This is a genomic window from Reinekea thalattae (assembly GCF_008041945.1).
GTDB lineage: Bacteria > Pseudomonadota > Gammaproteobacteria > Pseudomonadales > Natronospirillaceae > Reinekea > Reinekea thalattae.
In genome coordinates this window covers 2028053-2040202 of sequence record NZ_VKAD01000001.1, presented here as the reverse complement: position 1 = coordinate 2040202, position 12150 = coordinate 2028053, and the positions used below count along the sequence as shown (strand labels likewise).

12 protein-coding genes are annotated in these 12150 nt (G+C 46.3%); 3 read left to right on the top strand and 9 right to left on the bottom strand.

Annotated features, from left to right (window positions below; genetic code table 11):
- Positions 1-39 precede the first annotated feature (39 nt).
- Complete coding sequence (locus tag FME95_RS09305; protein WP_147714111.1) at positions 40-510, top strand: divergent PAP2 family protein; 471 nt, start codon at positions 40-42, stop codon at positions 508-510.
- 39 nt (positions 511-549) lie between these two features.
- Here FME95_RS09305 and FME95_RS09300 read toward each other — a convergent pair whose 3' ends face one another.
- From FME95_RS09300 to FME95_RS09280, 5 genes are all read right to left on the bottom strand, one after another.
- Complete coding sequence (locus FME95_RS09300; protein WP_147714110.1) at positions 550-1284, bottom strand: pyridoxine 5'-phosphate synthase; 735 nt, start codon at positions 1282-1284, stop codon at positions 550-552.
- 79 nt (positions 1285-1363) lie between these two features.
- A complete protein-coding gene (gene trhO, locus FME95_RS09295; protein ID WP_147714109.1) occupies positions 1364-2353 on the bottom strand; it encodes an oxygen-dependent tRNA uridine(34) hydroxylase TrhO in 990 nt (329 codons plus the stop codon).
- A gap of 194 nt (positions 2354-2547) precedes the next feature.
- Complete coding sequence (locus FME95_RS09290; protein WP_147714108.1) at positions 2548-3159, bottom strand: fumarylacetoacetate hydrolase family protein; 612 nt, start codon at positions 3157-3159, stop codon at positions 2548-2550.
- The gene (gene lspA, locus FME95_RS09285; RefSeq protein ID WP_222709929.1) at positions 3159-3752 is read right to left on the bottom strand and encodes a signal peptidase II; all 594 of its coding nucleotides are present in this window, start codon (positions 3750-3752) and stop codon (positions 3159-3161) included. Before lspA ends, FME95_RS09290 begins: the two co-directional genes overlap by 1 nt.
- 11 nt (positions 3753-3763) lie before the next feature.
- On the bottom strand, positions 3764-4249 hold the full coding sequence (locus FME95_RS09280) for an Lrp/AsnC family transcriptional regulator (protein WP_147714107.1): 486 nt from the start codon (positions 4247-4249) through the stop codon (positions 3764-3766).
- Positions 4250-4580: 331 nt separating this feature from the next.
- Between FME95_RS09280 and leuA the strand changes: the two genes are divergently transcribed.
- Complete coding sequence (gene leuA, locus FME95_RS09275; RefSeq protein ID WP_246109345.1) at positions 4581-6296, top strand: 2-isopropylmalate synthase; 1716 nt, start codon at positions 4581-4583, stop codon at positions 6294-6296.
- 180 nt (positions 6297-6476) lie between these two features.
- Here leuA and FME95_RS09270 read toward each other — a convergent pair whose 3' ends face one another.
- From FME95_RS09270 to dprA, 4 genes are all read right to left on the bottom strand, one after another.
- Positions 6477-8150, bottom strand: coding sequence for a methyl-accepting chemotaxis protein (locus tag FME95_RS09270; RefSeq protein WP_147714106.1), 1674 nt, complete (start codon positions 8148-8150; stop codon positions 6477-6479).
- Positions 8151-8558: 408 nt separating this feature from the next.
- The gene (gene hemF / locus FME95_RS09265; protein WP_147714105.1) at positions 8559-9491 is read right to left on the bottom strand and encodes an oxygen-dependent coproporphyrinogen oxidase; all 933 of its coding nucleotides are present in this window, start codon (positions 9489-9491) and stop codon (positions 8559-8561) included.
- A 27-nt stretch (positions 9492-9518) separates the two neighbouring features.
- Positions 9519-10076 (bottom strand): L-threonylcarbamoyladenylate synthase type 1 TsaC, encoded by a 558-nt coding sequence (gene tsaC, locus FME95_RS09260; protein ID WP_147714104.1) that lies wholly within the window; start codon positions 10074-10076, stop codon positions 9519-9521.
- 161 nt (positions 10077-10237) lie between these two features.
- Complete coding sequence (gene dprA / locus FME95_RS09255; protein ID WP_147714103.1) at positions 10238-11332, bottom strand: DNA-processing protein DprA; 1095 nt, start codon at positions 11330-11332, stop codon at positions 10238-10240.
- Positions 11333-11643: 311 nt separating this feature from the next.
- Here dprA and def point away from each other — a divergent pair, with 311 nt between their 5' ends.
- Complete coding sequence (gene def, locus FME95_RS09250; RefSeq protein ID WP_147714102.1) at positions 11644-12150, top strand: peptide deformylase; 507 nt, start codon at positions 11644-11646, stop codon at positions 12148-12150.

The following is a 12150-nucleotide window of genomic DNA, read 5'->3' as shown; positions in this document are numbered from 1 at the left end:
TTAACTAGTCCAGTATTAAATAGAAAGGTATAAAGACGAATGACAGTATTTTCGTACCCATTATGGGCCGCTTTTTTTGGTAATTTATCGGCTCAGCTTGCTAAGGCGATTATCCAAGGTATTCAAGGTCGCAGTATTAAGCCTGAGGTGCTCTTTGCCTCCGGTGGAATGCCTAGTAGTCACTCCGCTACAGTTTCAGCATTAGCGATGGGTGTTGGTCTGCATGATGGTTTTGATTCCAGCGTCTTTACTATCGCAGCGGTATTTGCCTGCGTCGTCGCTTACGATGCCATGGGTGTTCGTTTAGCCGCCGGACGTCATGCCGCGGCGTTGAATATCATTATCGAGGAGCTACGAGCGCTGAGTGAATTGGCACGTGAAAAAGGTCCAGACCGTGGTCGCTTGGTCATGCAGCGTTTTCGTGAGCGTATTGGCCACAGCTTACAGGAAGTATTTGCAGGCTTATTGCTGGGCATACTCGTTGCCCTTGGTATCTATTATTACGCCTAGCAGTCTTTTGATCAGCAGACTGCAGGCGACTTAATAAGCTTAAGCAGAATGCTGACAAATAGCTAAATATTGCTCAACCACACTGTTCATGCCCTGCTCTAAACATTCGATGATCAGGGCGTGACCGATCGAAACCTCTAGAATGCCGGGAATAGAGACAAACTTTTTCAGGTTGTTGAGGTTTAAATCGTGACCACCGTTAACAGCCAAGCCCAGCTCTTGCGCTAATAACGCAGCGGCTTGGTAGCGTTGATGCACCTCATCATGATCTGCACTTATAAATGTGCGAGCGTACTCCTCGGTATATAGCTCAATGCGATCTGCATCCGATTTTGCCGCCATCTTCACCTGTTCAAGATCAGGGTCTAAGAACACCGAGATACGTGTACCGGTTTGTTTTAGTCGCGATAAAATCGGCGCTAAAAACTCAGCCTGAGTATTGAAATCAAAACCATGATCCGATGTTAGTTGCCCTGGTAAGTCGGGAACTAGTGTTGTTTGGTCTGGTTTTACCGCTTCAATAAGCTGCAAAAATTCCTCAGACGGATAGCCCTCAATATTTAGCTCAATACCCTTTAAAGGTGCAATTAGGTTGCCTAAATCGATCGCATCTTGGCGAGTGATGTGGCGCTCGTCTGGACGTGGATGAATGGTAATACCCGTCACTCCAAGATCGATAAATTTTTTCGCAAACGCAACGACGTTAGGCTCGTCGTGACCGCGAGAGTTACGAAGTAAGGCGATTTTGTTCAGGTTAACACTGAGTGCCGTCATCAGAGATTCCTATACCAGCGATGGAACAATATGGCGACCCTAATGGTCGCCAGTGATTAACAAGACGTAAACGACGTCTTTATTTCTGTTTTGTTTTAGCTTGCGCTTCTTTGTATAGCTTTTTTTGCTGCTTACGCTTTATTAATGCTGAGGTTGCATCTGAACCAATATGAGCTTCACCACGTTGCTGGGCCAGTTCAATCTGCTTTTGCCGCTCTTCAAAGCGAGCGCGCTGCTCGTCAGAAACCTTGCCGTAACAGTGTGGGCATGACACGCCCTTGATGTACTGCTCAGATTGCATGTCCTGTTCGGTGATCGGCATGCGACAAGCGTGGCACTGATCGTAATCGGCTTTGCTCAGGTTATGATTAACCGCAACTCGGTTATCAAAAACAAAGCAGTCGCCCTGCCAGAGAGTATCTTGTTCTGGAACTTCCTCTAGATACTTCAGGATACCGCCTTCAAGGTGATAAACCTCTTCAAAGCCCTGCTCTTTCAAATAGGCAGTAGACTTTTCGCAGCGAATGCCGCCGGTGCAAAACATCGCCACCTTTTTGTTTTTTTCTGGGTCTAAATTTTCAGCAACGTAGTCAGGGAATTCCCTGAAGGTTTCTGTTTTGGGATTGATCGCGCCTTTAAAAGTACCGATTTGCACTTCGTAATCGTTACGAGTATCAACCAACACAACATCAGGGTCGCTGATTAGGGCGTTCCAATCTTTAGGCTTAACGTAGGTACCGACAACCTGGTTTGGATCGATCCCTTCAACACCCATGGTGACGATCTCTTTTTTCAGTTTCACCTTGGTGCGATAGAACGGCATGTTATCGTCAAAGCTTTCTTTGTAAGAAATATCGGCGAGTCGATCATCTTGCTTTAACCAAGCCAATACGGCGTCGATACCGTATCGGTGGCCAGCAATAGTACCGTTAATACCTTCTTCAGCCAGCAGCAGAGTGCCTCTGACTTGGTGTTGTTCCATGACCGCCTGCAACGGCTGCCGTAACTGTTCAAAGTTATCTAAGCGCACAAATTTATAGAGTGCACAAACTACGATTTGTGATGACATCTCATCTTCCTCTTTGCCCCCTGAATCGCAAATTCAGAGCATTGTGGATGAATAAAGGCGGCTATTATCCAGTTCTCAACGCTAAAGGGTACCCTGATATTTGATGAGGACCTGAGTCGGTTGCGTATTCTCTAGCTTTAACAGGAAAGTTGCTATCGGCGGAAGGTTTGGAAGTGTCTAAGAGCTCTGCGGCGTTAAATCGCTTGCCAGTGTTGCTCAATAATAACCCTGTCATTTAACAGAATGCGGCCAGTGAATTGCTGCCCGGCGATGATCTGGCCTACGCCTTTTGGTGTGCCGGTCATCAGGATGTCGCCGTCCTGTAAGGGTGAAAACTGTTCGAGCTCTTTAACGATAGCCGTCGGCTTATTAATCATTAGCTCAATATTGCCTTGCTGTTGCAGCTGTTGGTCAATATGGAGGCTGAAGCTTAACTGCTCAAGCGGTGCCTCTAGCGGTACAAATGGACTAAAAACAACCGAATTTTGAAAGGCTTTAGCACGCTCCCATGGCAACCCTTTGCTCTTTAATTGGCTTTGTAGGTTTCTTTTTGTGAGGTCTAAACCGAAGCCGACAGAGGCGAGCTTTGCCTGCTGGAAAATAAAGCAAAGCTCGGCTTCAAAGTGAATCGGCTCGTTCTGAAAAGCAATCAGAGTATTGCCTATGCTGCTTGCGGGCTTGTTAAAAAACACCATGTTTTCGGGGACTTCGTTATTCAACTCCGCTATATGTTCAACATAGTTGCGGCCGATGCAGACGATTTTCCCAGGCGTGATCTGTTTGCCCAAAAGCTCAACGCTCGCCACTAGCCAGCTTCCTGGGTACGAGACTTTCTCTCGAATAGGAATTGGCCAACGATGAGTAATGCGGCGCCTGCCATAATGTACATATCAGCGACATTGAAAATACCGGTGCGTAAGCTGCCAATACCCATATTTAGAAAATCGACCACAGCGCCGTCGTTAAACGCTCGGTCAATAAAGTTATTAAAGCCGCCGGTAAAAATAAGACTTAATGAGACGATGCTGGTTTTATCAACCTCTTTACCGATAAACAGGTACACAATTAGGCCAAGCAGAAATAATCCGACGGTTGCAGTTAGTAGCCAAAATCGGACTTGAGGTGGCAGGTTGTAACCTAAGCCTAAGAAAGCACCGGTATTTTCGGCATAGGTGATGCGAATAAAATTAGAAAAATAGCTGACGCTTGGCTCGCCTTGCAGAAAATTAACCGCCCATAGTTTGGTAATACGGTCGAGAATTGAGCCCAAAATAAGGATGGGCGCAATGAATAGCAGGCGAGATTTTAATAGATTAATCACAGTGATGTAGTCTGTCTCATAGTGGGAAACGGCCAGTATACCCGAATAAAAATTGGCCGCTAATGGCTTTTGACGCAACCTTTTTCTGATTAGCGTAAATAATTCAACGGTAATGGCTTGGCTTTAATAATGTCGCGTAGTACGAAGCTGGAATGCACACCAACAACGCCTTCAATGGTGGTGATGCTGTTTAGCAATACGGTGTGATAAGCCTCCATATCCGGTACTGCAATGCGCAGCTGGTAGTCTGCGTCTTGGCCGGTGACTAGGATGCATTCAATGACTTCATCGATGTTTGCGACGGCATTTTCAAAGCGCTCAAAGCGGTCTGGCGTATGGCGATCCATCCGAATATTAATGATGGCAATAAGATTGAGATTGATGGCTTTGCGATTCACCAACGTAATGCGTCGATCGATGAAGCCTCGCTCTTCTAGGCTTTTGATGCGCCGAGAACAGGGCGAGGCTGATAAGCCGACCTTTTCTGCGATTTCTTGATTTGAATAGCCAGCATCAATTTGTAGCAGCTGTAGAATTTCGCGATCAAAGCGGTCTAGCGAAGAAGATTCGCTCATAGAGCACCTCGGATAATTAAAAATTGCTAGTATTTTAATATCTTAGCAACAAAATCGCGTAAATAGTGAAATATAAGCGAATAACGCACGGACATTGCGGCGCAAGCTCCTTATACTGTTTGTTATTGAATAAAACAGTCATTAAATAAAATACCGCCTGGTTACTTCTTACCCTGAGGTAACGATGCAAAACCTATGACCTTTAGGTGACGCCGGCAGCGCTATTGTGACCCGCAATTATATGCTCTTTACCGAGAGTGCTTATTTAAATGTTTATTCTAAGGCACCTAAGGGTGCCTTTTCCGGTTTTAGAGATTCATGAGGGGAAAGTATGACCAGTCAACCAAAAACACAATCTGTCGCTCAACAAATGGCGGATGCCGGCTCATTTGACCATACCAAGTATCGTGCTTATCCGGCCCTTTCCCTGAAAGATCGCACCTGGCCTGATCAACAGCTGACCAAAGCGCCAACCTTATGCAGTGTCGATTTGCGCGACGGTAATCAGGCATTGGTGAAGCCAATGAATGTCGAGCAAAAGGTGAAAATGTTTAAGTTGCTGGTCAAGCTGGGCTTTAAAGAAATTGAAATTGGTTTCCCTGCCGCGGCTCAACCAGAATTTGATTTTGCACGCCGGCTTATCGAAGAAAATTTAATTCCTGATGACGTCACCATTCAGGTGTTAACGCAGGCGCGAGAGCATCTTATCGAGCGTACCTTCGAATCGATGGTTGGGGTAAAGCGCGCCATCATCCATGTTTATAATTCCACCTCAACGGTGCAGCGTGAGCAAACCTTTGGCATGAGCCAAGATCAGGTTTCCGATATTGCCGTTCAGGGTGCCAAGTGGGTGCAGGATTATGCCGCCAAGTATCCTCAAAGTGAGTGGGCGTTTGAATATTCGCCGGAAAGCTTTACCGGTACTGAAGTCGATTATGCTCTTGAGGTCTGTAACCGAGTCATTGATGTCTGGCAACCGCAGCAGGGCCGTCACGTCATTATTAACTTGCCCGCAACGGTTGAGATGGCGACACCGAATGTTTATGCCGACCAAATTGAATATATGTGCCGCGGTTTACATCAGCGAGAGCACATAGCTGTGAGCTTGCACACGCATAACGATCGAGGCTGTGGTGTTGCCGCGACGGAGTTGGGTTTAATGGCTGGTGCTGATCGAGTCGAAGGTGCCTTGTTTGGCAATGGCGAGCGAACAGGCAATATGGACTTGGTGACATTGGCGATGAATTTTTACTCGCAAGGCATTGATCCGACACTCGATTTTAGCGATGTGCAAGAGATGATCGATGTCTACACCGAATGTACCGATTTGCCGGTTCACCCGCGTCACCCTTGGGTCGGTGAGCTAGTTTATACAGCGTTTTCTGGCTCGCATCAGGATGCTATCCGCAAGTCTTTGCAATACCACAACGACCATCAAGTACCGCACTGGGAAGTGGCCTATTTGCCGATTAATCCAGCTGATCTTGGCCGTAATTATGAAGCCGTTGTGCGTATCAACAGCCAGTCTGGTAAAGGTGGTGTGGCGCACGTATTGGAACGAGACTATGGCATTGAATTGCCTAAGTGGCTGCACGGTCATGTCAGCAAGGTTGTTCAGTCTGTTGCAGAAAAAGCTGGCGCAGAGGTATCGAGCGCTCAGATCAAGGCTTTATTCGATGAGCATTTTCTTGCCATTCCGCAAAGTTGGAACCTAAGCGGTTATGATTTGACGTCATCAGCCCAAGCGACGCAAGCAACCTTTAGAATTGAAGCCACAGAGCCGTTGGCGTTGAAAGGCGTTGGCCAAGGCGCATTAGAAGCACTGGCGGATGCTGTTGGTAAGCACTTCCAAGTCAGCGTCAAGGTGACCCAGTTCGATGAGCATGCATTACGACAGGGTACTGACTCGGACGCGATTGCCTGCTTGAGTATCGATGTCGATGGTATCGAGTCGGTTGCAGTGGCGATTCATGAAGACACCACAACCGCTAATTTACAAGCATTGTTATCGGCAGTCGGTCGCGTCAGCGCACAGCTTCCTGGCTAGGCGACGGTAAATTGATCGAGTCTTTGAGTTACACCCGCCCCTGAAGGTTGGTCGTATTTTTTTGCTGCCTCCAAACTATCGCTGGAGAGTTTATCGCCGATTAACGATAGACTCTCCAGTTACCGAGCACTTCCCACTATTTTCAGCCTCAATGGCTGTGGTTAGTGCAAGTTTATTGAGTTATTGCGTTTTAAATTTATTGGCAACTTGTTGAATAAGCTGGGATTGATCCTCTAAACGATTAAACTGCTTACTGGTTTCTTGCGAGCTTTGGCCGATGGTTTCGGCAATCTCAGCAATACCACTGATTTTGTTGGCCATTTCATTAACCACTTCAGACTGCTGGTTGGCTGCGTTAGAAACATCAATATTCATGTTGGTTAGGTGCTTAATGGATTCTGAGCTGGAGTTTATAATGGCAGTAATGGTATCCATAGCCTCAATTACTCGAGTGCGTTGCTCCGAGGTATTGGTCATATCCTGAATGGTTTTGTCGGCACTCTGTTGCAATTTATCCAAGATGGTTTGAATTTCGATGGTGCTTTGCTGGCTGCGTTGGGCTAGGTTTCGTACCTCATCGGCAACCACGGCAAAACCTCGGCCTAATTCGCCAGCACGAGCCGCTTCGATAGCAGCGTTAAGCGCTAATAGATTGGTTTGTTCCGAAATACCCTGAATGACACCTAACACCGAATTGATCTCTTCGACGTTACCACCAAGTTCTTGAACTGAACTTTCAACACTGCTTAAAACGGAATTAAGGCCGTTTAATTCATCACCAGAGATTTGTACCTGCTTTAGGACATTTTGTACTTCTTGGTCAGTGCTTTCTGCCGAGGTGCGGGTGTTTTCTGCATTGTTGGCAATCTCTACGGCAGTTGATGACATCTGCTCAATCGCCGCTGCAGTGCTGGTGGTTTCTTCAATCTGTTGGTTTGACGAAGAGGCTAGAATTTCATGTTGATTACGCGAAATATCGGCGACTTCGTTAAGTTGGTGGCAGGCATTTTTCAGCGTGATGATGTCATTGGCCATGCTCGATAAAAAGCGATTAAAGTTTTTCGAGATATCGTCCAAAATATCTAGTGAGCTGGAAGGTAGTTGAGTCGTTAAGTCGCCTTCGCCATCAGCAAGGTGCTTCACGGCTGTCTTTAACGAATAGAGAGCTGACAATATGGCGCGAACAGAAAAGAACACCACGGTCGCCACTACTGAGGATAAGGCTAAAATTACTAAAAGGCTTTGGCCGAGAGCCATGCGTTCAGACTTGACCAATGCGTTATCAATGTTTTCTAACAATGATTCGGTACCGTCAATAAAGAAGCCTGTTGCTACGGCAACATCCCACTTGTCTATCCAAATAGCATAGCTGTATTTTTCAGAGGGCTCAGTTTCGCCTTTTTTCGGGAAAAAGTAACTGGTAAATCCTTCGCCTGATTGCGCCGCCTTTAAAAGATTTTGTACTAAATAGTTACCTGCTTTATCTTTATTGTTAATGAAGTTTTTACCTATCCCATTGCCCGACCCACTCATTAGGAGGGTGCCTGTACCGTCGTAGGTAAACAGATAACCGATGCCATTATCGAAACGATAGGTATAAAGCAAAGCTAGCGCATCTTCCATACCAGTCTTCCCTGGCATATCAACATAAGGCTGAATAATGCTCATGGCGGAGTCTAGTACCGTCACAAGGCGACGCTTCTCAACCTCAATAATGGCTTGTTCAGAAATTGTTGAGACATCTGCTTTGATGCTCTCTAAAGTTTTTAGCTGTACAAAAACGCCGACTAAAGCCACTAAAATAAAGGGTACGAAGGCGAACATGTAAATCTGTGCTTTTAATGACCGAAACATAATAGGTAACTCCAGTTGTACGTCATAATTATTGTTGCATCTTTAACGTTTGAGTAATTATTTTAATGTATCTGCAGTCACAGCTGAGAATTGATGCTTTAGTGTGATTAAGGGTAAAAAATATAATCCATAATCTATTTTTGTGATGAATGTCACATATCTAGCCATCTAAGATAGATTACTCAACCCCGTTATGTATTCCAATTTTGGTGTTATCGGTAAAGCTTGTATTTGCAGAATACGAACTAGGCTTCATTACGGTCTGTATGATTGTAAAAAATAAAAACAGTTCGCATAGACGAATGAAATCATAGTAGCTACTGCCCTATCCAATAGGGCTAATAATAGCTAAACGGTAAAGTGCATAATTTTTTAAATAGGTTCTTTTAATATATATTAGGTTAGGCGCTAATCTAGCCAATCTTTAGGAATTAAGAAGTCGTCTAACAGACGTTGCTCGGCAGAGTTTTGCTCGGGTTGAAAGTTATAACGCCAGTTCGCTTGTGGCGGCATCGACATCAAAATCGACTCGGTGCGACCGCCGGACTGAAGGCCAAATAAAGTGCCGCGATCGAATACCAAATTAAACTCAACATAACGGCCGCGGCGATAAGCTTGCCACTGCCGATTATGTTCATTAAACGGATTGTTTAGGCGCTTTTTGACAATCGGCAAATAGGCATCGATGTAGGAGTCACCCACCGAACGCATAAAGGCAAAGCTTTGCTCAAAGTCGAACTGATTAAAGTCATCGAAAAAGACACCGCCAATGCCGCGAGGTTCATTGCGGTGTTTTAAATAAAAGTAATCATCGCACCACTTTTTGAACTGAGGGTAGAGTTGCTCACCAAAGGGTTCGCAGGCCGTCTTGGCGGTTTGGTGCCAATGGATGCAATCTTCTTCAAAGCCATAGTAAGGCGTTAGGTCGTAACCGCCGCCAAACCACCATACTGGCGGCTGGCCTTCTTTTTCGGCGACAAAAAAACGAACGTTGGCGTGTGAAGTTGGTACAAAAGGGTTTTTTGGATGAATCACCAGTGAAACACCCATGGCTTGCCATTTTGCGCCCGCAAGCTCAGGACGATGCGCACTGGCGCTAGGCGGCAGTGTACTGCCTGTCACATGACTGAAAGCGATGCCTGCTTTTTCAAACACATCACCGCCTTCTAGAATTCGAACGCTGCCGCCACCGCCTTCTGCGCGTTGCCAATTGTCTTCATTAAAAACATGTTGTTTTTCTAAGCCTTGCAGCGACTGGCAGATGCTAGCTTGTAGAGCTATGAGGTAGCTTTTAACGATTTCAATTTTAACGGTGTCTATTTGTGTCGTCTGTTGGTTCATAAATTTTTTATATTCTTTAGCTATCGATTATCGATATTGAGTTTGTGTGATGAGGTCTTTTATCTGGCTAGATTGCCCAGGTGTTAGTACCTTGCCAGTAAGAACGTAGTCTAATTCGCTGCCAAGCTGTTGCTTTACTTCTGGGTCAGTTGTCGCCGCAGGCTCACCAGATCGATTGGCGCTGGTAGAAACTAATGGCATCTGTAGCCGTTGGCACAATGTTCTAGCTAATGGGTGACCGCTGACACGAATGGCGACATTATCGCGCCCACCAGTGACCCAGTCTGGCAAGCTACCGTTATGAGGTACAACCCAAGTGGTGGCTCCAGGCCAACTAGAGTTCATGCGCTGACGTTGTTCATCGGTGAGTTCAACAAGGTAGGGCTGAAATATAGAAAGCTCTGATGCGATCAGGATAACGCCCTTTTCAACAGGCCGTCCTTTGAGCTGCAGTATGCGAGTGACAGCGTCTTCATTAAACGGATCACAACCTAAGCCAAAAACGCCTTCAGTAGGATAAGCAATGACACCGCCCTTTTTCACCTGCTTGGCGGCTTTTCTTAATGCGATGGCGCGGATATTCATAACAAATATATGGCTGTTTAAAAGTTGCCGAAAAGCCTACTGATCAACGAGCCTTTCGGCAACTGTTTCAACGCCTTCTGTCATCGATTTTGCACTGAAAAGGCCGTAAATAAGCATTAGAGTGGCAAAATACGGCCTAAACGACCGTTTAGCTCGCGGCTTTAACTTAAGCAGTAACCGCCGGGGTGTTGTTCTAAAAGACCGGCCAGCTCAAGTTCTAATAGTGGTTCTAATAGGTTTTTCATCGGCTCGTTTAACTGTAGCGCTAAGCTCTCGATCGGCATCGATTCTGCTGCTAGGCATTCTAAAATACCTTGCTGCAAAGGGCTGAGAGGATAATCACTAGTCTCTTTATTGCGGTCATGCTGACGGGAAGGCTTTAATTGAAAATGCTCAATGACATCATTTACATGCGCGAGCAAATAAGCACCTTGCTGGATTAGCCGGTGGCAGCCTGCGTTATTGGCGTGGCTGATATCACCCGGTAGCGCGAAAATGTCTTTGCCCTGTTCAATTGCGTGTTGTGCGGTGGTCAATGTGCCGCTGGCTAATGCCGCTTCAATCACAATTAAAGCATCACTTAAGCCACTGATTATGCGGTTTCGTCTTGGGAAGTGGCCGGGTCTTGGCGGTGTTGCCAACGGGTATTCAGACAGCAATAGCCCTTGCTCAGCAATCTGTTGAAACAATTGCTGGTTTTGTTTTGGGTAGACGATATCAAGTCCGCAGCCCAGTACGGCAATGGTGTTACCGTTTGCTTTAAGCGCCGCCTGATGGCTGGCAGCATCAACGCCTAACGCGCCACCACTGGTAATGGTTAAGCCTGATTGAGCCAGTTGCTGGCTAATGTCACTGGTGTGGCGAATGCCGTTTGGGCTGGCGTTGCGGCTGCCGACGATTCCAACCTGCGAGCTTTTCAGTAATTCCGGCTTGCCTTTCGCCCAGAGCATCAGAGGTGCATCGTAGAGTGCCTGAAAGTTATCAGGGTAAGCCTGATCTTCTAACGAGATCAGGTGATGCTGTTCCGTTTCGGCCCAAGCTAATTGCTCAAGCGCTCGCCGATGAACAGGATGCTGTTCGCCCAGTCGATTCATATCTTTAAGGGTCTGCCGAATGCTATCAGGTAGCGGCCAGCGGTCTGGATGCAAAAACAGCGCTTGTGGTGAGTCGAGGTAGTTCAGCAGTTCGTGGCAGCGTTTTAAGCCAAAATTAGGGATCAGTACCCAGCGCAGCCAAGGCAGGCAATGTTGCGACATGATTCATCCTTGATCAGTAGTGACTGACGCGGCGTTAGCTTGCCTGCGTACAGTAAAATCAATGGTGCATATCCGTTGCACCAAGCTCGGTGGAAAATTAGCACAAAAAGTGATCATTCGTTAGTCGAATAACGCGCTAATTTGCTGGTTAAATCCGGTGACGGTTTTGCTCTGTGCCCGATTGGCGATACAATGCGCGCATCCGCCTGCCAATAAGAATGCCTTGCGGCGCATCTATCATAGGCGTCATGACCAATTTCTTATGGCTCTTTTGGCTATCTTTTTAATGAACCTAGGTTGATCAATACGTTATGGCTTTACTCGATATTTTGGAATTTCCTGATCCTCGCTTACGCACCGTCGCAACAGAAGTGGCGAACGTGGACGACGAGATTCGCACGCTGGCGAAGGACATGCTTGAAACAATGTACGATGCACCAGGTATTGGCTTGGCGGCAACTCAGGTGAATGTTCATAAGCGTGTGATTACCGTTGATGTTTCAGAAGAACAGGATGACCCGCATGTGCTGATTAACCCAACATTCGAAGAGTTGGGTGAGCCAATGGAATATCAAGAAGGCTGCCTATCGATTCCGGGTTTCTACGAGAAGATTACTCGTTCGGATAAAATCAAAGTTACGGCTTTAAACACCGAAGGTGAACAGATCGAATTTATTGCAGAGGATCTTTTTGCTATCTGCATTCAGCATGAAATCGACCATCTGAACGGCAAGCTATTTGTCGATTACATTTCTACACTGAAGCGTAACCGTATTAAAGCCAAGCTAGAAAAACAGCATAAATTGGCGGCGCGTTAG